The following is a 22,737-nucleotide window of genomic DNA, read 5'->3' on the forward strand; positions in this document are numbered from 1 at the left end:
AGCCTTCTCTCGCCTCGCTCCCCTTGGTGCAAATGGCTGCAATAGCGGTGGTACCGGACGCCCGGCGTGTGGTCAGCGACCGCTGGACGTGTAAGTTCCGGGGCCGAGAGCCATGGAAGGGACCAATCCGGTGAACAAGAAGCTCGCGGCCGCACTGTCCGGCGGTGCGGTACTGGTACTGGCGCTGTCGGGGTGCTCGGACGACGACGGCAACGAGAAGCTGGACGACTGGGCCAAGAAGGTCTGCGACACGGCCGTACAAGCCCAGTCTAAGAAGATCGCGGACGCCAACGCGGCGATCAAGAAGCAGACCGCGGACAACAGCTCGCCGGAGGAAGTGAAGAAGACCGACTCGCAGGCGTTCAAGGACATCTCCGACGCCTACAAGGAGCGCAGCGACGCCCTGAAGAAGGCGGGCGCGCCCCCGGTCGACGACGGTGAGAAGAAGCTGAACGCCGCCGTGAAGGAGCTGGACGGCCTCTCGAAGTCGTACGCCGACCTCAAGACGCAGACCGACAAGCTCGACACGAAGAACCAGTCGGCCTTCGCGGACGACCTCGCGAAGGTCGCCGAGGGGCTCGGCAAGCTCAGCAAGAGCGAGAACACCGCCCAGAAGCAGCTGGAGGCCGGTGACGTCGGTAAGGCCATGCGCGAGCAGGACAGCTGCAAGGCGGGCAGCTCACCGTCGTCCTCCTGACGGCCCGTCGGCCGGACGCGTGACGAGGGGCGCCCCCGGACAGGGGGCGCCCCTCTCGCGTGCGCGTCGGCGCCGGGTTCCGGGCCCTACGTGCGCTCCGCCGTGGCCGCCACCGTCGTGTACCGCATCGTGAAGCCGCCCCCGGCCGCGTCCACGGCGGCCCCGACGCCCGCGAGGACCTCCTCCAGGAGGGCTGCCGGGAGGCCGGTGTGGCCGCCGGTCGTGGGCACCTGGTCCAGCCACTCCTCTCGGCTGTAGTCCCGCTCCCAGGCGAAGCGCCACTGTTCCGGCGCGCCGAACGCGCCCGTCGCCCGCATCCCGTCGGCGGCCTTCGCGGCGAGGTGCGCGTACGCGTCCACGGCGGACATCGTCCACTGGCGGGCGGCGAGCGAGTCGGGCAGCAGGCGGCGGTAGACCTCGGTGAAGGCCTTCACCAGGCCGGCCGGGGGCTCGCCCGCGTTCCAGAACACCGCGAGGCGGCCGCCGGGCCGCAGTGCCCCCGCCGCCTTCGCCGCGCCCGCCACCGGGTCCACCCAGTGCCAGGCCTGGCCGGAGACGACCGCGTCGAAGGCGCGCCCGGCCGGGTCCCACTCCTCGAAGGCCGCCACTTCCACCATCAGGCCGCGCCGCCGCGCGAGGGCCGCCATCCGCGCGTCCACCTCGACGCCGAGCACGCGGCACCCGGTCGCCTGGAACCGGCGGGCGGCGATGCCGGTTCCCGTGCCTACGTCGACGACGGCGGGCCCCGGGCTCGCGGCGACGACGCGGTCCACCAGGGCCTGGGGGTAGCCGGGACGGGCCCGGTCGTAGCGGTCGGCGTCCGTGCCGAACGACTCGGCCACGTGACGGTGTTGATGGGGAGTGGGCTCGATGAGGGGGCCCTGCTCCGATGGCTCCGACGGTAAAGTGGGCATGTGCCCACTATGAGTGGGCGATCGCCCACTCGTCAACGGGTCGGCACACGACCGCCCACAGAAGCGGCCCACGCCCACATAAGCGACCCCATGCCCCCAGAAGTAGAGGAGAGCGCCCCGGTGCCCACAGGAGTAGCCATCCGCGACGCCCGCGAGCAGCTCTTCGACGCCGCCGAGCGCGTCCTGCTCAGGGATGGGCCGAGCGCCCTGACCAGCCGGGCGGTCACCACGGAGGCGGGCTGCGCCAAGGGCGTGCTGCACCGGCACTTCGCCGACTTCGACGCCTTCCTCGCGGAACTGGTCCTGGACCGCGTCGCCCGGGTGGACCGGCAGGCCGCGGAGCTGCGTGCGTCCGCCGGGACCGGAACCGTCGTCGGCAACCTCGCCGAGGCCCTGACGGAGCTGTTCGGATCGGTCGCCGTGGCGATGGTCGGCCTCGTGACCTCGCGGGACGAACTGCGCGCCCGGCTGCGGCAGACGCGGCCCACCGGGGTCCCGGTGCTGGCGGAGGCCACCGCCATGGTCGCTGCGTACCTCTGCGCCGAGCGCGAACGGGGTCGTCTCGCGGCCTACGCCGACGTCGCCACGCTCGCGCCCACGCTGATCGGCGCGGGACACCTGTTGTTCGCCGACCGCAAGGGCGTCCCACCGGAGCCCGTCGCTGTCCAGAAAGTCGTACGGGCGGTCGTCGCGGGCGTTGTGCGCGGACCAGGAGCCTGAACACGGGTCACAATGTGGGCGTGAGTTATGGCCTGCCTTTGTCTGAACGTTCCGACGTCACCGCGCGCCTGAGGGAGGCCCTCCTGGGGGCCGACTTCACGGCGGACGGACTCCTCGAACTCCTGGGGGCGCCCGCGTACGCCGCGCTCGCGCGCAGCGAGACCGTGCCCGCGCTGCGGGCCACCCGGGGTGACGGTGACCTGGAGACGCTCGTACGGCTCTTCCTGTTGCAGCGTTCCGTGCCGCACGCGCGCGTGGGGCGCGTTCTGCCCGTCAGGCCTCTCCTGGAGAGCGGTTGGCTCGCGGAGGACCGGGCGGCGGGAGAGGGCGGCGGCCTCAAGGCCACCGTCGACGTACGCCCGTACGGGGGGCCCGACGGCGAGGACTGGTTCATCGTCTCGGACCTGGGCTGCGCGGTCGGCGGGGCCGGGGGCATCGGCAGCCGTGACCAAGGCGTGGTGCTCGGCGTAGGCGGCGCCTCCACCACGCTCGCCGGGGTCACTGTGCGTACGCCCGTGGCCAGTGCCCTCGACATCGGCACGGGCTCCGGCATCCAGGCGCTGCACGCGGCCCAGCACGCCACCCGGGTCACCGCGACCGACCTCAACCCCCGCGCCCTGCACATCACCCGGCTCACGCTCGCGCTCTCCGGGGCGCCGGAGGCGGACCTGCGGGAGGGCTCGCTCTACCAGCCGGTCGAGGGCGAGACGTACGACCTCGTCGTGTCCAACCCGCCGTTCGTGATCTCGCCGGGCGCGCGGCTCACGTACCGCGACGGGGGCATGGGCGGGGACGATCTGTGCCGCTCGATCGTTCAGCATGCGGGGGACAGGCTGAACGAAGGGGGGTACGCGCAATTCCTCGCCAACTGGCAGCACGTGGAAGGCGAGGAGTGGACCGAGCGCGTCCGCTCCTGGGTGCCGCGCGGCTGTGACGCGTGGATCGTGCAGCGCGAAGTACAGGACATCACGCAGTACGCGGAGCTGTGGCTGCGCGACGCCGGGGACCACCGCACCGACCCGGCGGAGTACGCGGCGTTGTACGACGCTTGGCTCGACGAGTTCGAGGCCCGCAAGACCAAGGGCGTCGGCTTCGGCTGGATCACGCTGCGCAAGTCGGGTGCCGCCGAGCCGTCCGTGACGATCGAGGAGTGGCCGCACCCCGTCGAGCAGCCCCTCGGCGAGACGGTCCGCGCCCACTTCGCACGGCAGGACTACCTGCGCGCCCACGACGACGCGGCGCTGCTCGCCGACCACTTCAAGCTCGCCGCCGAAGTGGTGCAGGAGCAGGTCGGCATGCCCGGCGCCGAGGACCCGGAGCACGTGGTGCTGCGCCAGCACCGCGGCATGCGGCGGGCCACCCGCGTGGACACCGTGGGCGCGGGCTTCGCCGGCGTGTGCGACGGCTCGCTCGGCGCGGGCCGCATCCTGGACGCCATCGCCCAGCTCATGGGCGAGGACCCGGTGGCGCTCCGGGACCGCACTCCGGCCCAGATCCGCCTCCTGGTGGAGCAGGGATTTCTGGAGCCGGTGGGGCAGTAGGGGCGCTGGGGCTGGCGGTGGCCGCGTGGGACTGGTGGGGCGATGGGGGCGCCGGGCCCGGCGGCGGCTGCGTTGAGCTGGTGGGGCCTCAGGGATGCCGGGGCCGACCGCGGCCGCGTCGAGCTGGTGGGGCCCCAGGGACGCCGGCCCCGACCGCAGCCGCGTCAATCCGCCCGAGCCCCAGGGACGCCGGTTCCGACGGCAGCCGCGTCGAGCCGAAGGGGCCCCCAGGGGCGCCGGCCCCGACCGCAGCCGCGTCGATCCGCCCGAGCCCCAGGGGACGCCGGTTCCGACGGCAGCCGCGTCGATCCGCCCGAGCCCCAGGGACGCCGGTTCCGACGGCAGCCGCGTCGAGCCGAAGGGGCCCCCGGGGGCGCCGGCCCCGACCGCAGCCGCGTCGATCCGCCCGAGCCCCAGGGAACGCCGGTTCCGACGGCAGCCGCGTTGAGCCGGAGGGGACCCAGGGACGCCAGTTCCGGCCGGAGTCGCGTCTCGTACGGGCCCCGGTCGGTCACGTACGCGGCGTGAGCGACTCCTGTACGCAACGTGACGAGCGCCTGTCGCCACGGTGAGCTGATCCCCGTACCCACCCGGAGTCGGCCCTTCCGCGTGCGGAACCAGCCATTGTCGTCCCGCCGCGCGCCCGTCGTTCACCCGGATTTCGTGGTTCCGCCGCTTGGGCGTGCCAGCGTCCGCAGCCGGGGCACCCGAGAGGTGGCCCTACGGGACGGCACGGGGAGGACAGGCCATGGAGAGCGGACCAGCGATCTTCGCCGGAACGGTGTTCGCGCTGTTCGGCGCCGCCCTGCTGGTGTGGACCGGCGCCCGGGTCGCCCACCGCGCCCCCGTGGCGCACGGCGTGCAGCAGACCGCCGCCGCGACCCTGGCCGCCGTCGCGGGCTGCGGTGCCCTGGTCCTGGCGGTGTGGTCCTTCACACGCGTGTGACGCCGAGCGCCGGAGCCCGGGGCGCCCCGGGCCCGGCCCCTTCCCGCATCAGGGGGCTACGCCCCCGGCACCCTCTCCCCAGCGGCCTCCGGCGTCGTCCCGGGCCGGGGCACAGTGCACGGTTCAGGGCCCCGGGGCCAGCCCAGGCGGCAGGAATGGCGGTAGTCGGGTTACCGTTCGAGTGGCCGTTGCGGGCTTTTCCCGTTTGACACGGGGGCGGGATGTACCGTCACACTCCGCAGCGACAGCGCAACCGCAAGCGCAGTCGCGGCGACCCCCCAGGGGGCGCCGGGCATCGTACTGCCAACCGAGTGTCGACCGGAGAGAAGAGCGAAGTTGTCCCCGACCAGCGAGACCGCACAGGGCGGCCGCCGACTCGTCATCGTCGAGTCGCCTGCCAAGGCGAAGACGATCAAGGGCTACCTCGGCCCCGGCTACACCGTCGAGGCGAGCGTCGGGCACATCCGTGACCTTCCCAACGGCGCCGCGGAGGTCCCCGAGAAGTACACGGGCGAGGTCCGCCGCCTCGGCGTGGACGTCGAGCACGACTTCCAGCCCATCTACGTGGTCAACGCCGACAAGAAGGCCCAGGTCAAGAAGCTCAAGGACCTCCTCAAGGAGTCCGACGAACTCTTCCTCGCCACCGATGAGGACCGCGAGGGCGAAGCCATCGCGTGGCACCTCCTCGAGGTCCTGAAGCCCAAGGTCCCGGTCAAGCGCATGGTGTTCCACGAGATCACCAAGGACGCGATCCAGGGCGCCGTCCGCAACCCGCGCGAGCTGAACCAGCGCATGGTCGACGCCCAGGAGACCCGCCGCATCCTGGACCGCCTGTACGGCTACGAGGTCTCGCCGGTCCTCTGGAAGAAGGTCATGCCCCGGCTCTCCGCGGGCCGCGTGCAGTCCGTGGCGACCCGGCTCGTCGTCGAGCGCGAGCGCGAGCGCATCGCCTTCCGCTCCGCCGAGTACTGGGACCTGACGGGCACCTTCGGCACCGGCCGCGCCGGCGACCCGAGCGACCCCTCGCAGCTGGTGGCCCGCCTGACGACGGTCGACGGCAAGCGCGTCGCCCAGGGCCGCGACTTCGACTCCCTCGGGCAGCTGAAGAGCCAGAACACGCTGCACCTGGACGAGGCCAATGCCCGCGCCCTCGCCGCCGCCCTGGAGAACACGGACTTCGCGGTCCGCTCCGTCGAGTCCAAGCCGTACCGCCGCTCCCCGTACGCGCCGTTCCGTACGACGACGATGCAGCAGGAGGCCTCGCGCAAGCTCGGCTTCGGCGCGAAGGCCACCATGCAGGTGGCCCAGAAGCTGTACGAGAACGGCTTCATCACCTATATGCGTACGGACTCCACGACCCTGTCCGACACGGCGGTCACGGCGGCCCGTACCCAGGTCACGCAGCTGTACGGCAGCGACTACCTGCCGGACAAGCCGCGCACGTACGCCGGGAAGGTGAAGAACGCGCAGGAGGCGCACGAGGCGATCCGCCCCTCGGGTGATCGTTTCCGCACCCCCGCCGAGACCGGCCTGACCGGTGACCAGTTCCGGCTCTACGAGCTGATCTGGAAGCGGACCGTCGCCTCCCAGATGAAGGACGCGACGGGCAACTCGGTCACCGTGAAGATCGGCGGCCGGGCCGCCGACGGCCGTGACGCCGAGTTCAGCGCGTCCGGCAAGACCATCACCTTCCACGGCTTCCTCAAGGCGTACGTCGAGGGCGCCGACGACCCGAACGCCGAGCTGGACGACCGCGAGCGCCGCCTGCCGCAGGTCTCCGAAGGCGACGCGCTGTCCGCCGACGACATGTCCGTCGACGGCCACGCCACCAAGCCCCCGGCCCGCTACACCGAGGCCTCCCTGGTCAAGGAGCTGGAAGAGCGCGAGATCGGCCGCCCGTCGACCTACGCGTCGATCATCGGCACGATCCTGGACCGCGGCTACGTCTTCAAGAAGGGCACGGCCCTGGTGCCGTCCTTCCTGTCCTTCGCCGTGGTGAACCTCCTGGAGAAGCACTTCGGGCGGCTCGTCGACTACGACTTCACCGCCCGCATGGAGGACGACCTCGACCGCATCGCGCGCGGTGAGGCGCAGGCCGTGCCGTGGCTGCGGCGGTTCTACTTCGGCGAGGGCGAGGGCACCGGCGGTGCCGCGGACGCCGGGAACGGCGACGGGGACCACCTCGGCGGCCTCAAGGAACTCGTCACCGACCTGGGCGCCATCGACGCCCGCGAGGTGTCGTCCTTCCCCGTCGACAACGGCATCGTGCTGCGCGTCGGCCGCTACGGCCCGTACATCGAGCGCGGCGAGAAGGACTCCGAGAACCACCAGCGCGCCGACATCCCCGACGACCTGGCGCCCGACGAGCTGACCGTCGAGTACGCGGAGGAGCTGCTCGCCAAGCCGAGCGGTGACTTCCAGCTCGGCACCGACCCGGAGACGGGCCGCGAGATCGTCGCCAAGGACGGCCGCTACGGCCCGTACGTCACCGAAGTGCTCCCCGAGGGCACCCCGAAGACCGGCAAGAACGCGGTCAAGCCGCGCACGGCCTCGCTCTTCAAGACGATGTCCCTGGACACGGTGACGCTCGCGGACGCGCTCAAGCTGATGTCGCTGCCCCGCGTCGTCGGCACCGACGCCGAGGGCGTCGAGATCACCGCCCAGAACGGCCGCTACGGCCCGTATCTGAAGAAGGGCACGGACTCGCGCTCCCTGGAGAGTGAGGACCAGCTCTTCACCATCACCCTCGACGAGGCCCTGGAGATCTACTCCAAGCCGAAGCAGCGCGGCCGCGCCGCCGCCAAGCCGCCGCTCAAGGAACTCGGCGAGGACCCGGTCAGCGGCAAGCCGGTCGTCGTCAAGGACGGCCGCTTCGGCCCGTACGTGACGGACGGCGAGACCAACGCGACGCTGCGGGCGGCCGACTCCGTGGAGGACATCACCCCGGAGCGCGGCTTCGAGCTGCTCGCGGAGAAGCGGGCCAAGGGCCCCGCGAAGAAGACCGCCAAGAAGGCCGCGAAGAAGGCTCCCGCGAAGAAGACGGCAGCCAAGAAGACCGCCGCCAAGAAAACGACGGCAAAGAAGACGGCCGCCAAGAAAACGACGACTACGAAGAAGGCCGTCGCCAAGAAGACGGCCGCCGCCGAGGCCACCGACTGACCGTCGGCCGACGCTTCCCGCCGAGCCCCTGACCGTTCCGGTCAGGGGCTCGCGTGGTTCCGAGCGCCCCGCAGACCCTCCGGTACTCCCCGTGGGTGACGCGCGTATGTTCGGGCGTCGCCGCTGTGAGGCCCGGCCTCCAGATAGGCTGGACGGATGACGCGTGCCGAGCAGCCACCCGCCATGACCGCGGTTCCCGACGACTCCCTGGCAGCGGATTCCCGCGAGCGAGCGGTGCGTGCCCTGCTGCGCGTACCGCAGCTGAAGCGGTTGTGGAGCGCGCACCTCGTCGGGAGCGTCGGCGACGCCCTGGCGCTGCTCGTCCTCGTCGTCCTCGGACTTCAGGCCGCCATCGCCGAGGGAGCCTTCGGCGACGGCTACCGCGGTGTCGCGATCGCCGTGACCGCCGTCTTCGGAGCCCGCGTCCTGGCGACGCTGCTCTTCGGAGCGGTCCTGCTCGGCCCGCTGACGACCCTCACCTCGCCCGACGGGCCCCTGGACCGCCGCTGGACCATGATCGGCGCCGACGGTGTGCGCGCCGCGCTCCTCGTCTGCGCGCCCCTGTGGATCGTCTGGACGCCGGACAACGCGCTCGCGCTGCTCCTGGTCACGTCCTTCGTCATCGGTGTCAGCGAGCGCTTCTGGACGGTCGCACGTGAGAGCGCCGCGCCCGCGCTGCTGCCCAACCCGCCGCCGGAGGGCGCCGCCGTGCGCCCGCTGCCCGACCACCTGGACGCGCTGCGGCGCCTTTCGCTGCGTACGGGATTCGCGGCGCTGCCCCTGGCCGCCGTCGGGCTCGTCGCGGTCGGGCTCGTGAGCAACGTGCTCGGCTCGGGCGTCGACTGGTTCGAGCGGCACCAGGTGGGGCTCGCCGCGTTCGTCGCCGCCGGACTCTTCGCCGCGTCCGCGTCCGTCGTGTACGCCATCCGGCTGCCCGGCACGCAGACGCCGCGCCCCCGCAGCCCCCTGGAGGGCCTGCGCAGGCCCCGTACCGGAACGGGCACCGACAAGGGCCGCACCGGCGCCATCCCGCTGCTCGTCGCCGCCTGCACCGCCGTCGCCGGGGCGGTCGCCGCGGCCGTCGCGGTGGCCGTGCTGCACGCCAAGGACTTGCAGGGCGGGCCCGTCACGTACGGCCTGTTCGTCTTCGCGCTGACCGGTGGCACGGCCGCCGGCGTCCGGCTCGCCCCCGCGCTGCTGCCGTCGCTGTCGCGCCGCCGTCTGTTCGCGCTCGCCATCGCCCTGACCGGGGTCGCGCTGCTCGCCGGCGGGCTCGTACCCGACCTGACGAGCGTGCTGTTGATCCTGCTGCTCGCGGGCGTCGCGGCGGGCGTCGCCGCGAACACCGGGCACGCGCTCCTCGACCAGGAGGTCGAGGACTACCGCAGGGCCCGCACCACCGAGCACCTCCAGGCGGCCGTACGTCTGTGCGTGGCGCTCGCCGCGCTCGTGGCGCCGCTGCTCGCCGCCGTCATCGGGCCGCACCGCATGGTCAACGGCAAGTTCGTGTTCGACCACGGGGGCGCCTCCTTCACGCTGATGCTCGTCGGCGCGCTGCTCCTGCCGGTGGCCGCGCTGGTCCTCGCCAAGGCCGACGACCGGCAGGGCGTACCGCTGCGCCACGACCTGCGGGACGCGCTGCGCGGCGGCGACGACCCGGAGCAGACACCCGCCGCATCCGGCTTCTTCATCGCCCTGGAGGGTGGCGACGGCGCCGGGAAGTCCACCCAGGCCGAGGCGCTCGCCGACTGGATCCGGGCCAAGGGCCACGAGGTCGTCGTCACGCGCGAGCCGGGCGCCACGCCCGTCGGCAAGCGGCTCCGCTCGATCCTCCTGGACGTGTCGTCGGCAGGCCTCTCGCACCGCGCCGAGGCGCTCCTGTACGCCGCCGACCGCGCGGAGCACGTCGACACCGTCGTACGGCCCGCCCTCGCGCGCGGGGCCGTGGTGATCTCCGACCGGTACATCGACTCGTCCGTGGCCTACCAGGGCGCGGGCCGAGACCTGTCGCCCACCGAGGTGGCCCGCATCAACCGCTGGGCCACCGGCGGTCTGGTCCCGCACCTGACGGTCCTGCTCGACGTGGCGCCCGAGGCGGCGCGCGAGCGCTTCACCGAGGCGCCCGACCGCCTGGAGTCCGAGCCCGCCGAGTTCCACGCGCGCGTGCGTTCCGGCTTCCTCACGCTGGCCGCCGCCGACCCCGGGCGCTATCTGGTCGTCGACGCCGCCCAGGAGCCGGAGGCCGTCACGACGGTCATCCGGCACCGGCTCGACGTCGTCCTGCCGCTCTCCGAGGCCGAGATCAAGGCCCAGGAGGAGGCCCGCCGCAAGGCCGAGGAGGAGGCCCGGCGGCGCGCTGAGGAGGAGGCGGCCCGCAAGGCCGAGGAGGAGCGCAAGGAGCGCGAACGCCAGGAGCAGCTCGCCAAGCTGCGCGCCGAGGAGGAGGAGCGCAAGCGGCGCGAGCTGGAGGAGGCCCAGCGCCGCGAGGCCGAGCGCCAGGCGGAGGAGGCCCGGCAGCGCGCCGAGGAGGCCCGCCGCAAGGCCGAGGAGGAGGCCCGGCGGCGCGCCGAGGAAGAGGCGGCCCGCAAGGCCGAGGCGGAAGCGCGGCGCCGCGCCGAGGAGGAGGCCCGGCGCAAGGCCGAGGAAGAGGCACGGCTGCGCGCCGAGGCGGAGGCCAGGCGCCTGGAGAAGCAGCGCAAGGCGGAGGACGCGCTGCGGCGGGCGGAGGAGGCGCGGCGGCTCGCGGAGGCGGCTGCCTCCGCTGCGGCGTCCGCGGCGGTGACGGCCTCGCCGTCGGAGGCACCGCCCGCTCCGGGCCGGGCCGCGCCTTCGGGGGCTGGTTCTGCTCAGGCGGGGGCCTCGCTGGACAAGAAGCCCGCTGCGGCGGAGCAGGGCCCCTCGGCCTCGGCCTCGGCCTCGGCCTCGCCTGCGCCCGCGCCCTCGCCTGAGCGGCCCTCGTCCGACGCGCGGCCGGCCTCGCCGGACAACGAGGCCACCGTGACGACGCCGATCGTGGACCCGAAGACGCTCGGCGGCGCCGCCGACGAGACGGCGCAGTTGCCGCGTGCCACGAAGGGCGCGGCCGACGAGACGACCGTGCTCCCGAGGGTGACCGTGGACGGCGCCGCCGATGAGACGGCGGTGCTTCCGCAGGTGACCGTGGACGGCTCGGCGGACGAGACGACCGTGCTTCCGGCCGTACGGGATGAGGCGGCGGCGCGGGATGACGCGGTCGTACGGGACGATGCCGTCGTACGGGATGACGCCGCTGCGCGGAATGACGCCGTCGTACGGAATGACGCCGTCGTACGGGATGACGCCGTCGTACGGGATGACGTGGCGGACCGCGTCCCGCCCGGCTACTTCCGCGACGAGCGTGCCCGGCCCGCCGCGCACGACGACCTCGGCCCGAACGACCGCACGCGCGAGCTGCCGCAGGTCGACGAGAACGGCACCCCGCGCCGCCAGCGCTCCGAGTGGGCGGAGGAGACGCCGATGGACGACCTGCCGTCGCTCGCGGACGAACTCCTCGGGTCGCACGAGGACGAGCCGGAGGACCGGGGCAGGCGCCGCCGCCGCTGACCGTACGACGGCGCGAAAGGCCTGGTCAGTGGGTGTGTGGCCGGGGGTTGTCAGTGCCGTGCCCCACAATGAGTTCCGACAGCGCGACGTGCGTCGTGACGGTGACGAGGCCGTGACGGTGACGCGGTCGCGAGGGTGACGTGCGCGCGGGCGACGGCTAGGCAAGGCAAAGGCGGTGACCCATGCCGGTGTGGGACGACCTGGTGGGCCAGGAGAAGGTGAGCGTCCAGCTCGCGGCCGCCGCGCGCGACGCCGACGCACTGGTCACCGCCGTCGCCTCCGGCGCCCCGGCGCCCGAGTCGTCGAAGATGACGCACGCCTGGCTGTTCACGGGTCCGCCCGGCTCAGGCAGGGCCGACGCCGCCCGGGCCTTCGCCGCCGCCTTGCAGTGCGTGAGCCCGGACCGCGCACTGGGCGGCGAGCCCGGCTGCGGTTTCTGCGACGGCTGCCACACGAGCCTGATCGGCACGCACGCGGACGTGGAGGTGGTCCGCACCGACCTCCTGTCCATCGGCGTCAAGGAGACCCGCGACCTGGTCCGCCGAGCCCAGCTCTCACCCGCCGGCGGACGCTGGCAGGTCATCGTCCTGGAGGACGCCGACCGCCTCACCGAGGGCGCGGGGAACGTCCTCCTGAAAGCCGTGGAGGAGCCCGCTCCCCGTACGGTGTGGCTGCTCTGCGCGCCCTCCCTGGAGGACGTGCTGCCCACCATCCGCTCCCGCTGCCGCCACCTGACGCTGCGTACGCCCTCCGTGGACGCCGTCGCCGACATGCTCGTACGCCGCGACGGCATCGAGCCCGACGCCGCCGCGGCCGCCGCCCGCGCCACCCAGGGGCACATCGGCCGGGCCCGCCGCCTGGCGACGGACGAGCGCGCGCGGCAGCGCCGGGCCGCCGTGCTCAAGCTGCCGCTGCGGGTCGAGGACATCGGCGGCTGCCTGCGGGCCGCGCAGGAGCTGATCGACACGGCCGCCGAGGAGGCCAAGCAGGTCGCCGAGGACGTCGACGCCAAGGAGACCGAGGACCTGAAGGCTGCGCTCGGCGCGGCGCAGGGCGGCCGGATGCCGCGCGGCACGGCGGGCGCGATGAAGGAGCTGGAGGACAAGCAGAAGCGCCGCAGGACCCGCACCCAGCGCGACAGCCTCGACCTGGCCCTGATCGACCTGACCGGGGTCTACCGGGACGTCCTCGCGCTCCAGTTGGGCTCCCGCGTGCAGCTCGCCAACACGGAGGTGCGGGACATGCTGGAGCGCATGGCACGCGGCTCGTCTCCGGAGGCCACGCTGCGCCGCATCGAGGCGATCGCCGCCTGCCGCACGGCCCTGGACCGCAATGTGGCACCCCTGCTCGCGGTGGAGGCGATGACGGTGGCGCTGCGGGCGGGGTGAGCGCTGGGGCGGGGGCGGCGGGGGTCTCGGGCCGGGGGTGGCGGAGGCCGCAGGCCCGGGGGCGGCGGATGCCACAGGCTGGAGGCGGCAGGCCGCAGGCCGGGGGCGGCGGATGGCACACAGATCGGGGGCGGCAGAGGCCGCACGCCGAGGCCGGCGGAGGCCACAGTCACCCAAAAGGGCACGCATGGTGAGCGCGCGACCCCGGAGCGTTACCCTCGCGCAATGGGAACCACCAGCCGCGTGTCGGGAACCACCGGCCGCGCCCGCCGCCCCCGCCCCCCAGGCAGCCCCCGGGCGCCCCGCCGTCGCCGGGGAGCCCTCGCGCTGCTGGCCGCCGCGCTGCTCATCTCCGGCTGCTCGTCGGGCGGTTCGGGCGATCCCGCGGCGAACGTCGCCCTGGCCGCGCTGCCCCGCGCCACGCCGCAGCAGCTGACGTCGTACTACGACCAGAAGCCGCGCTGGCGCGCCTGCGGGGTGCCCGACTTCGAGTGCGCGACGCTGCGTGTGCCACGCGACTACGCGGCCCCGGGCGCGGGCGACCTGCGCCTGGCCGTGTCCCGCAAGCGGGCGACGGGCAAGGCGGGCGACCGCCTGGGCTCCCTCCTGGTGAACCCGGGCGGGCCCGGTGGCTCGGCGATCGACTACCTCCAGTCGTACGCGGCCCTCGGCTACCCCGACAAGGTCCGCGCCCGCTACGACATGGTGGCCGTCGACCCGCGCGGCGTGGCCCGCAGCGAGCCGGTCACCTGCTTGAACGACCGCCAGATGGACACGTACACGCAGACGGACGTGACGCCCGACGACGCGGCCGAGACGACGCGGCTCACCGCGTCCTACCGGAAGTTCACGGCGGGCTGCGAGCAGCGCGCGGGCCGCCTCCTCAAGCACGTCTCCACGGTCGAGTCGGCCCGGGACATGGACGTCCTGCGCGCGGTCCTCGGCGACGACAAGCTGGCGTACGTCGGCGCGTCGTACGGCACGTTCCTCGGCGCGACGTACGCCGGGCTCTTCCCCGACCGGGTGGGCCGCCTGGTCCTGGACGGCGCGATGGACCCCTCCCTCTCGGCGCGCCGGATGAACGAGGACCAGACGGCGGGCTTCGAGACGGCCTTCCAGTCGTTCGCGAAGGACTGCGTGCGGCGCGCGGGCTGCCCCCTCGGCCGCAAGAGCCCCGCGGACGCGGGCCGCCGTCTGAAGGCCTTCTTCGCGGGCCTCGACCGGACCCCGCTCCGCGCGGGCGACCCGGGCCCGGCCGGCGGCCGCGCGCTCGGCGAGGCGCTGGCCACCACCGGTGTCATCGCCGCGATGTACGACGAGTCGGCCTGGCCCCAGCTGCGCGACGCCCTCGACGCGGCGCTGCGCGACCGCGACGGCTCGGCCCTGCTCGAACTCTCCGACAGCTACTACGAGCGCGACGGCGACGGCGCGTACTCGAACCTCATGTACGCCAACGCCGCCGTGAACTGCCTCGACCTCCCCCCGTCCTTCACCTCCCCCGAAGACGTGAAGGCCGCGCTCCCCGCCTTCAGGAAGGCCTCGCCCGTCTTCGGCGAAGGCCTCGCCTGGTCCGCCCTGAACTGCGCGTACTGGCCCGTGAAGGCCACGGGCGAGCCCCACCGCATCGAGGCGAAGGGCGCCGCCCCGATCCTCGTCACCGGCACCACCCGCGACCCCGCCACCCCCTACCGCTGGGCCGAGGCCCTCGCCTCCCAGCTCTCCTCCGGCCGCCTCCTCACGTACGAGGGCGACGGCCACACCGCGTACGGCCGCGGCAGCCGCTGCGTCGACGACACGATCAACAAGTACCTCCTGGAGGGCCACGCCCCCCGCACAGCCAAGCGCTGCGCGTAACCCCAGCTCACACCCCTCCGGGCCCCGCCCCGGAGGGGTGTACGGAGCACCCCCGGAAACTGTGTAGACTTGCTGACGTTGCTGATCGCACCATAGGTGCGGGACGCGCGCCGCCTTAGCTCAGATGGCCAGAGCAACGCACTCGTAATGCGTAGGTCTCGGGTTCGAATCCCGAAGGCGGCTCCACTGGAACCCCAGGTCACGAAGCCCGTGACCTGGGGTTTTCTGTTGCTCAGGGGGTGGCGGCATAGCCTGTCCGGCTGGGGGGCGTGTAGCGCATGTGGGGGCTGTCGCGGCTGTGTGTAGTTGACAGATCCGGGGCGGGAAGCGTGTGGCAGGGCGTCATGTACGGCCCCGTCGTGGCTCTGCCTACGATGCGCCGACCAGGAGAGAGGTGGCGCGTATGGGTGGGCGGGCGGTCGTCGGCTTCGGGGGTGTGGCCGGGGTGTGGCCGGGGCGGGTCGCGCTGGTGGAGCCCGGTGGTGTGGTGACGACGTACGGGGAGTTGGAGCGCCGGGTGCACCGGCTCACGCACGCCCTCGCGCGGCTCGGCCTTCGGCCGGGGCAGGGGGTCGCCGCGATGCTCCCCAACAGCCGTGCCTTCTTCGAACTGCGGCTCGCCACCGGGCAGTCGGGGCTCTACTTCACGCCGTTCAGCCACCACTTCACCACGCCCGAGGCCGCGCACGTCCTCGTCGACAGCGGGGCCCGCGCCGTCGTCGTGGACGCGGGGCTCCTCGACGTCGCCGGGCCCGCGCTCGACGCGGCGGGGGTGCCGCCCGAGCGGCGGATCGTGTGGGGCGGCACGGCCCCGGGCTGGGTGGCGTACGAGGAGCTGCTCGCCGCCGAGCCCGCCACACCCCCGGCCGAGCGGCGCGCGGGCGGCGTCATGCTCTACACCTCCGGCACGACGGGCCGGCCCAAGGCCGTGCGCAGGCAGCTGTCGTCGGCGCCGCCCGGGCCGAGCCCGTACGAGCTGGACTTCATGGCCCGGTGCGGGGTCGAAGCGGGGCCGTACACGCAGCTGTGCGCGGCGCCGCTGTACCACGCGGCGCCGGGCCTGTTCGCGAACATGGCCCTCCAGCTCGGTCACACCGTCGTCCTCGCGGAGCGCCCGCGCACCGAGCACTGGCTGCGGCTCGTCGACCAGCACGCCGTCGATGTCCTGTTCACCGTGCCCACCGTCCTGCACCGGCTGCTGCGGCTGCCCGCCGAGGTCCGCGAGCGCTACGACATGTCGAGCCTGCGCGCCGTCGTGCACGGGGCCGCGCCCTGCCCGGAGGACGTGAAGCGGCGCGCCATCGACTGGTTCGGGCCCGTGGTGTACGAGTTCTACGCGGCCACGGAGGGCGGGGTGACCGCCGTGGACAGCGCGGACTGGCTGGCCAGGCCCGGCACGGTCGGCCTGCCGATGACCGGCGTCGACATTCGTGTCCTGGACGAGGATGGGCGACCGCTGCCCGCTGGGGAGACGGGCGGGGTGTACTTCCGGCCGGTGATTCCCTTCGCGTACCACAACGACGCGGAGAAGACCCGAAGCGCCATGCGCGACGGCTACTTCACGGCCGGGGACCACGGGTACCTGGACGCCGACGGCTGGCTCCACCTGCGCGACCGGCGTACCGACCTCATCGTCTCCGGGGGCGTGAACGTGTACCCGGCCGAGGTCGAGGCCGTGCTGCTCGCGCACCCCGAGGTCGCCGACGCGGCCGTGGTGGGCGTGCCGGACGAGGAGTGGGGGCAGCGGGTGGCGGCCGTGGTGCGGCCCGAGGCGGGCGCGTCCGACGGGCTCGCGGAGCGGCTCGTCGCGCACTGCCGGGGCGCGCTCGCGGGGTTCAAGGTGCCGCGCGTGATCGAGCTACGGCCGGAGATCCCCCGGTCGGAGGCCGGGAAGGTGCTGCGGCGTGCGGTCCGGCCCCCGGCCCTGCCCTCAGCCGCCGGACGGGCCGAATAGGCTCGCGAACTCCTCCCGGTACAGGCGCTCAGGCCCCTTCACCTGCGGGCCGAGCATGCCGTCCAGCTCCAGGGTGGCCAGGCCGTGCATGCGGCCCCACAGGCGCAGGGAGCGCGCGAGCGTCCCCGGGGTCAGGTCGGGGAACGCGGCCCGCGCCACCTCGGTGAAGGCCGGGTCGAAGTCGTCCCAGGTGTACGGGGGTCCGGCCGGGCCCGCCGAGACGCTCGCCGCCACCTCCACCATGCCGAGGCACAGTTCGTACTCCGCCTCCGTGCTGCCCGCCGTGCCCGGGGCGCGACCGCTGAACAGGAGGCGGAACTCCTGGGGGTGCGCGAGGGCCCACTCGCGGTATGCGAGGCCGTGCGCGACGGCGCGGCCCTCCGGGTCCCCGGCAGCCTCACGGGCCGCCCGCAGATGCGCGGCGAGCGCGCGGTAGGCGTCGGCGGCGAGCGCCGCGAGGAGGGCCTCGCGGGTGTCGAAGTAGCTGTAGAAGGTGCCGGGCGCCATGCCCATGTCCCGTGCGATCCCGCGCAGCGCGACGGCGTCGGCACCGCCCTCCACCAGGTGTTTCAGTGCGGTGGCCTTGATCTCGGCGGTGGTCTGGGCGCGGTGGCGCGCACGTCTGCTGGCGCCTTCCTTCGAGCTGGTCATGCCCACCATGGTACGGCGGACAAAGATTGAACGGTGTTTGGAGTTTGGTCAGTGTTCAGGACTCGGCATATGGTCGTGGCGTACGGCGGCGGCGCGACCCGCGCCGGACGCCACCCACCCCTGCCTGAGGAGCGTCATGACCACGCACGCGTACGGACCCGGCCCGATCAAGGGCTACGACGTCGGCCCCCTCTCCGTGGAGGCCGCGTTCACCTCGGACTTCCCGCTCGCGGACGGCGTCGGCGTACAGGAGATCGTCGACAAGCAGGAGGTGGAGCGGCGCGTGATGGACGTGCGTCCCGGCATGTACGCGAAGTACATGCCGAGCCGGTTCGACGCCTTCGGCGGGCAGCACCACACCGGCGGCCGGTACCTCTTCGACACGTGGGCCGACGTGCTCGACTACGAGCGGTTCACCAGCCAGGAGCTGGAGTTCGAGCCGGGCGTGAAGTTCTGGAGCCGGCCCTTCTTCCTGAACGTGGAGCGGTACGTGTGGCGGGTCGCCGGCGCGCACCACTTCACGCCGCTCGACGCGCACCGCGTCAGCCGCTTCGAGCGGCTGCGCTACGAGGGCGACGCCGAGGCCGCGCTCGACCGGGTCTGGGCGCGCGTGCGGCACGAGGCCGGGGCCCGGGGCCTTGGCGGCGCCTGGCTGCTTCACCAGCCCGAGCACCGACTGATCGGCCTGCACACGATCGCCGGGGAGGCCGACGAGCTGGCGGGGGCCTCTCTGCTCGGCCCGCTGCTGCCCGGCTCCCTGCGGACCGGGCCCGTCTTCGACCGGGTCAGCGCGCTCCTCTCGCTGTGGCTGCCCAGGTCCCGCGAAGCGGGCGGGGCGCCGTCGGCGTACCCGATGTCGCCGCCGCTGCCGCTGCCGACGGTCCCGCCGCAGGAGGTGTAGCCGCCGTTGTCAGTGGGTGCGGTTACGGTCCCTTGCCGTGACCGATTCGACTGATGTGACCGACAGGATTGACCCGGCTGACCCGGCTGACCCGGCTGACCCGGCTGACCCGAATGGCACGGCTGGCACGACCGACACGGCCGGCACGGCCGAAGCGGCGTATCTCGCGAGGACCCGTGCCTCCTACGACGCCATCGCGGCCGTCGTCCACGAGGAGTGGCGCGACGCGCTCGACACCTGTCCGCTGGGCCGGGCCATGCTCGCCGCGTTCGCCGAGCTGGTGCGGGGGGAGGCGATCGACGTCGGGTGCGGGACCGGGAAGGTCAGCGCGCACCTGGATTCCCTGGGCGTGCGGACGCGGGGCATCGACCTGTCGCCGGGCATGCTGGGCATGGCCCGCGCCGCCTACCCCCACCTCCGCTTCGAGGAGGGCTCGATGACCGCGCTCGACCTGCCGGACGGCGAGGCGGGCGGGGTGGTCGCGTGGTACTCGACGATCCATGTGCCGCCGCGCGATCTGCCGGGCGTTTTCGCCGAGTTCCACCGCGTGCTCGCCCCAGGCGCCCCGCTCCTGCTCGCCTTCCAGGTCGGGGACGAACCCCTCCACTTCGACGAGGCGTTCGGCCACGGGGTCGACCTCGACTTCCACCGCTGGCGGCCCGAGCGGATCGCGGACCAGCTGCGGGAGGCCGGGTTCGCCCCGACCGGGCAGCTGGTCCGCGAGCCGCGGGGCGGGGAGAGGACCCCGCAGGCGTTCGTGCTCGCCACACGGCCGCCCGCGGGCGCTACATCCACACCCCGGTGAGGAAGGGGTAGGCGTCGGTCAGCCTGGCCGGGCCCTGCACGAGCTTGCCCTCGCTCACGACGGCGAACTCCTCGCCCTTGACGAGGAAGAAGTGCATCTCGTCGTCGACGGAGACGGCGGTGGCGGTGTCGGGGTCCGTCCGGAAGGCGTCCGGCGCGTGCGGCAGGCGGAGTTCACCGGTGGGGCGCAGCGAGCCGTCGGTGACCATGATCGTGTCGCCGGTGAAGAACGCCACCGTCCCGCCCTTGGCGTCGGCGACGGTGGCCGCCTTCACCGGGAGCCGCTCGCGCAGCTCCCGCGGCAGGACCCGCGGCGTGTCGCTCGCCGACCGCTCGGAGAACTCCAGGAGTTCGTCGCGGATGAGGACCGCGTGGGTGTGGCCGCTGCCGCGGCGCGCGGTCAGGACGTCGGTGTAGTCGGTGCGGAAGCCCCGGGGCAGCCGGGTGAACTGTTCGCTGATCTTCTTCGGGCCCGCCTCGACGCCGTGGCGCTGCGAGAAGCGGATGAACTCGTCCCCGCGGAAGCCGTCGAACCGTACGTAGGGGGCCTTGGGGTCGGTCACGACCTTCGCCATGGTCTCGAAGACGCCGCCGCCCGCGTCCAGGACGCCCTTGGCGAGCCCCGTGAGGCCGCTGAGGGTGGCGCCGATGGCGCCGCCGTGGCCGGAGACGACCGACGCGGTCAGCGCGTCGAAGCCGTTCGGCTCGCCGCGCGCCGCCACCCGCTCCAGGCGCCACGCCTGCGTGCCGCGGTCCTCGGTCTGCCGGGGCTCGGCCTGCTCCAGGGTCGCGTTCGCCTCGTGGCTCTCGCCCTTCACGGCGAGGGCCTTGTCGCTGTAGCCGTTCGTCAGCGTGTACACGTCTTCGCCGACCGGCAGCGGGCGCCACAGCTGCGAGGCCAGCAGGTCGTCGCGCGACTCCGCCGCGCACTGCTGCACCGCGGCGCCCGCGCGGCCCCGGCCCGCCATGACGTCCATCAGGTACGTGCTGTGCACGTTCCGCAGCGTCCACGCGCCCTCGCGGGCGCTGTGCGGCCGGGCGTGCCACAACTGTCCGTGGCGCGCCGGGCCGTCCCCGTGCAGTTCCTCCAGTACGACTTTGGCGCTCTGCTTCGCCCCGGCGCCGGGCTGCACGGTCGCGTACAGACCGCTCGCCTCGTTCCTGATGAGGTAGATGCCCTCGGACAACACGGTCACGTCGGCCTCCTGGTACGTCGGGCTGATACGTCGGGGAGGTGCGCGAGTCAGCCTAGAAGCGTTCACCGTGATCCCGATACGGCACGGTTTCGGACGTTATTAACCCCTCAACCAGGGAGTGAATAATCAGTTCCGGGCAGGCGGGAGCCGTGCCATGGTCGGCCGGTGAGCGATTCCCGACGCGCCTTGCTGCGCTGGCAGTTCGAGCTGACCTGGGCCCTGTTCGAGTACCACCTGGAGCGGCTGGAAGAGGCCGACTTCCTGTGGGAGCCCGCCGCCCGCGTGTGGACCGTCCGGCCCGGCCCCGGCGGGACCTGGGTCCCGGACTGGGCGGACATCGAGCCCGAGCCGGTTCCCGTGCCCACCGTGGGTTGGCTGAGCTGGCACATCGGCTGGTGGTGGAGCGTGACCCTGGACCACGCGCGCGGGCGCCCGCCCCGCGACCGCGCCGACATCGCCTGGCCCGGCCCGGGCCCGGCCACCGTCACCTGGCTGCGCGGGCTGCGCGAGGAGTGGCTCGCGGCCCTCGACGGCCTCGGGGACGCCGCCCTGGACGCTCCCGCCCCCTTCCCGTGGCCGCCCGGCGACGGCTCCTCGCACACGGTGGCCCACATGGCGGCCTGGGTGAACGCCGAGCTGATGAAGAACGCGGCGGAGATCGGCCAACTGCGGCTGCTGCGCGGGGCGTCGGCGGCGGGCTGAGCGCTGCTTCGGCGGTCGGCGTCGCTGCTGCGCGTCCGCGCCGGGGCAGCGGTTCCTGCTGGGCGGCAGCCTTCTCCGTCCGGAAGGCCGCCGCGGCGCGCATGCCCGCGAGGCCCGCCGTCGTCGTGTCCTCGCCGGTCCCGGTGGGCCTGGCTGCCCTTGTCGAGCAGTCGGGCCCGCAGGCCCCCCGGTGGAGTCGGCCCGCGCGTACGCCACGGGGACCTCGATGTCCGACCACTCCTTCACTCCTTCGGCGGCGCGCGCTGCCGGTCGGCGGGGGCGCGGGCGCGCACGGCGCCGGGGAGCGGGCGCGGGGCGAGCGGGGTGGTGAGCGTGAGGTACACGCGGCCGAGCCCGGTGGGGGACGCTTCCGCCATGAAGTGGCCGCAGGGCACGGTCCGGTGGTCCTTCGGGGGCCGTAGGTCGGGGCTGCGCGGCCGTGTGCCCCGGCGTTGTGCCGTCGTACGCGCGAGTCAGCGTAGGAGGAGTCGCCGGATCGCCTGCGTGACCGTGGTGGGGGACTCTTCCGCCATGAAGTGGCCGCAGGGCACCGTCCGGTGGACGAGGTCCGGCGCCCACGCGCGCCACAGGTCCGCCGCGTCGAAGCCGAGCGCCGCGCCCCAGTCCTGCTGGAGGACCGTCACCGGCATCCGCAGCCGCCGCCCGGCGAGGCGGTCGGCCGTGTCGTGCTCGACGTCCGCGAAGGACGACGCCCGGAAGTCGGCCACGATGGAGGGGACGGCCTGCCGGCACGCCGTCAGGTACGCGGCCCGTACGTCGGCGGGGATCGCGGCCGGGTCCTTGGCCCACAGGTCGAGGAAGTGCCCGAAGAACCCGTCCGGGTCCGCCGCGATCATGCGCTCGGGAAGGCCCGGCGGCTGCGCCGTCAAGTACAGGTGGAAGCCGACGGCCGCGCTCGTGCCGCGCATCACGTCCCACATGTCGAGCGTCGGCAGGACGTCGAGGGACGCGAGGTGCGTGACCGCGTCGGGGTGGTCGAGCCCCGCCCGGATCGCCACGAGCGCGCCCCGGTCGTGGCCCGCGAGCGCGAACCGCTCGTGCCCGAGCGCGCGGGCCAGGGCCACCACGTCGGCCGCCATGGTCCGCTTCGCGTACGTCTGGCCGTCGGGGGCCTCGGCCGGTTTGTCGCTGGCGCCGTAGCCGCGCAGGTCCGGGACGACGACGGTGTGGTCGGCCGCGAGGTCCGCCGCCACGTGGCGCCACATGAGGTGGGTCTGCGGGAAGCCGTGCAGGAGGACGACGGGCGGCCCTGCCGGGTCGCCGCCGACGGCCGCGCTCAGGTGGACGCCGTCGGCGACGCGGACGCGGTGCTGCGCGAAGCCTTCGATACGGGGTGCGGCGGCGGGGCCGCCGTGAGTGCTGTGGTTCATGCGGCCAGCGTGCGGGGCGCGAATCAGCGGTGGATCAGCGCGCGTGGCCGGGCCGGGCGGGTTCGTGGGGGGCCCGGTGTGCGCTGAGCCGCCTGGTCACGGCGGGTACGTTGAAGAGGTGCCGCAGGAGGAAAGAGGGTCGCCAGGGGCGGGGCCTGGGGTGTTTCGGGTTGCCGGGGGTGATGCTGGGGCGTTTGAGGCGACTGCGCGTGATGCCGGGGCTTTCCGGGTGTCCGCGTCCGGTGCTGGGGCGTTTGAGGCGACTGCGCGTGATGCCGGGGCTTTCCGGGTGTCCGCGTCCGGTGCTGGGGCGTCCCAGGTGCCCGTGCCGGAGGCT

General features: G+C 73.7%; 17 protein-coding genes and 1 tRNA gene. 13 read left to right on the forward strand and 5 right to left on the reverse strand.

What is annotated here, in order from left to right; all coding sequences use genetic code 11:
• Positions 1-112 precede the first annotated feature (112 nt).
• Positions 113-697, forward strand: a complete 585-nt coding sequence (locus tag AC07GB_RS16495) for a small secreted protein (protein WP_478845869.1) — start codon at positions 113-115, stop codon at positions 695-697.
• 86 nt (positions 698-783) lie between these two features.
• On the opposite strand, the gene AC07GB_RS16500 is transcribed toward AC07GB_RS16495, so the two are convergent.
• Positions 784-1,611 carry a class I SAM-dependent methyltransferase gene (locus tag AC07GB_RS16500; RefSeq protein WP_478845871.1) on the reverse strand — a complete coding sequence of 276 codons (828 nt, stop codon included), beginning with the start codon at positions 1,609-1,611 and terminating at the stop codon, positions 784-786.
• 120 nt (positions 1,612-1,731) lie between these two features.
• On the opposite strand from AC07GB_RS16500, the gene AC07GB_RS16505 reads away from it, so the two are divergent.
• From AC07GB_RS16505 to AC07GB_RS16545, 9 genes are all read left to right on the forward strand, one after another.
• On the forward strand, positions 1,732-2,331 hold the full coding sequence (locus AC07GB_RS16505; RefSeq protein WP_478846086.1) for a TetR/AcrR family transcriptional regulator: 600 nt from the start codon (positions 1,732-1,734) through the stop codon (positions 2,329-2,331).
• A 32-nt stretch (positions 2,332-2,363) separates the two neighbouring features.
• Positions 2,364-3,872 carry a DUF7059 domain-containing protein gene (locus AC07GB_RS16510; RefSeq protein WP_478846088.1) on the forward strand — a complete coding sequence of 503 codons (1,509 nt, stop codon included), beginning with the start codon at positions 2,364-2,366 and terminating at the stop codon, positions 3,870-3,872.
• Positions 3,873-4,620: 748 nt separating this feature from the next.
• The gene (locus AC07GB_RS16515) at positions 4,621-4,818 is read left to right on the forward strand and encodes a hypothetical protein (RefSeq protein WP_478845873.1); all 198 of its coding nucleotides are present in this window, start codon (positions 4,621-4,623) and stop codon (positions 4,816-4,818) included.
• Positions 4,819-5,154: 336 nt separating this feature from the next.
• On the forward strand, positions 5,155-7,977 hold the full coding sequence (topA, locus tag AC07GB_RS16520) for a type I DNA topoisomerase (protein WP_478845875.1): 2,823 nt from the start codon (positions 5,155-5,157) through the stop codon (positions 7,975-7,977).
• 156 nt (positions 7,978-8,133) lie between these two features.
• On the forward strand, positions 8,134-11,559 hold the full coding sequence (gene tmk, locus AC07GB_RS16525; protein WP_478845877.1) for a dTMP kinase: 3,426 nt from the start codon (positions 8,134-8,136) through the stop codon (positions 11,557-11,559).
• A gap of 182 nt (positions 11,560-11,741) precedes the next feature.
• The gene (locus tag AC07GB_RS16530; RefSeq protein WP_478845879.1) at positions 11,742-12,947 is read left to right on the forward strand and encodes a DNA polymerase III subunit delta'; all 1,206 of its coding nucleotides are present in this window, start codon (positions 11,742-11,744) and stop codon (positions 12,945-12,947) included.
• Positions 12,948-13,172: 225 nt separating this feature from the next.
• Complete coding sequence (locus AC07GB_RS16535; RefSeq protein ID WP_478845881.1) at positions 13,173-14,801, forward strand: alpha/beta hydrolase; 1,629 nt, start codon at positions 13,173-13,175, stop codon at positions 14,799-14,801.
• A 109-nt stretch (positions 14,802-14,910) separates the two neighbouring features.
• A tRNA-Thr gene (locus AC07GB_RS16540) sits at positions 14,911-14,987 on the forward strand.
• A 217-nt stretch (positions 14,988-15,204) separates the two neighbouring features.
• Positions 15,205-16,755 carry an AMP-binding protein gene (locus tag AC07GB_RS16545; protein WP_478845883.1) on the forward strand — a complete coding sequence of 517 codons (1,551 nt, stop codon included), beginning with the start codon at positions 15,205-15,207 and terminating at the stop codon, positions 16,753-16,755.
• Here AC07GB_RS16545 and AC07GB_RS16550 read toward each other — a convergent pair.
• Positions 16,732-17,406 carry a TetR/AcrR family transcriptional regulator gene (locus tag AC07GB_RS16550; protein ID WP_478845885.1) on the reverse strand — a complete coding sequence of 225 codons (675 nt, stop codon included), beginning with the start codon at positions 17,404-17,406 and terminating at the stop codon, positions 16,732-16,734. The two genes, AC07GB_RS16545 and AC07GB_RS16550, sit on opposite strands and share 24 nt — an antisense overlap.
• Before the next feature lie 136 nt (positions 17,407-17,542).
• Here AC07GB_RS16550 and AC07GB_RS16555 point away from each other — a divergent pair, with 136 nt between their 5' ends.
• Positions 17,543-18,307, forward strand: coding sequence for a hypothetical protein (locus AC07GB_RS16555; RefSeq protein ID WP_478845887.1), 765 nt, complete (start codon positions 17,543-17,545; stop codon positions 18,305-18,307).
• Between the two features lie 37 nt (positions 18,308-18,344).
• Positions 18,345-19,112, forward strand: a complete 768-nt coding sequence (locus AC07GB_RS16560) for a class I SAM-dependent DNA methyltransferase (RefSeq protein ID WP_478845889.1) — start codon at positions 18,345-18,347, stop codon at positions 19,110-19,112.
• Here the strand turns inward: AC07GB_RS16560 and AC07GB_RS16565 are convergent.
• Positions 19,093-20,307, reverse strand: coding sequence for an RICIN domain-containing protein (locus AC07GB_RS16565; protein WP_478845891.1), 1,215 nt, complete (start codon positions 20,305-20,307; stop codon positions 19,093-19,095). The two genes, AC07GB_RS16560 and AC07GB_RS16565, sit on opposite strands and share 20 nt — an antisense overlap.
• Before the next feature lie 165 nt (positions 20,308-20,472).
• Between AC07GB_RS16565 and AC07GB_RS16570 the strand changes: the two genes are divergently transcribed.
• On the forward strand, positions 20,473-21,009 hold the full coding sequence (locus tag AC07GB_RS16570; RefSeq protein WP_478845893.1) for a DinB family protein: 537 nt from the start codon (positions 20,473-20,475) through the stop codon (positions 21,007-21,009).
• 242 nt (positions 21,010-21,251) lie between these two features.
• Here AC07GB_RS16570 and AC07GB_RS16575 read toward each other — a convergent pair whose 3' ends face one another.
• The gene (locus tag AC07GB_RS16575) at positions 21,252-21,386 is read right to left on the reverse strand and encodes a hypothetical protein (protein ID WP_478845895.1); all 135 of its coding nucleotides are present in this window, start codon (positions 21,384-21,386) and stop codon (positions 21,252-21,254) included.
• 96 nt (positions 21,387-21,482) lie between these two features.
• Positions 21,483-22,400: an alpha/beta fold hydrolase gene (locus AC07GB_RS16580; protein ID WP_478845897.1), complete on the reverse strand. Its 918-nt coding sequence runs from the start codon at positions 22,398-22,400 to the stop codon at positions 21,483-21,485.
• Positions 22,401-22,737 lie beyond the last annotated feature (337 nt).

It is taken from the genome of Streptomyces sp. NPDC045778, assembly GCF_056431945.1.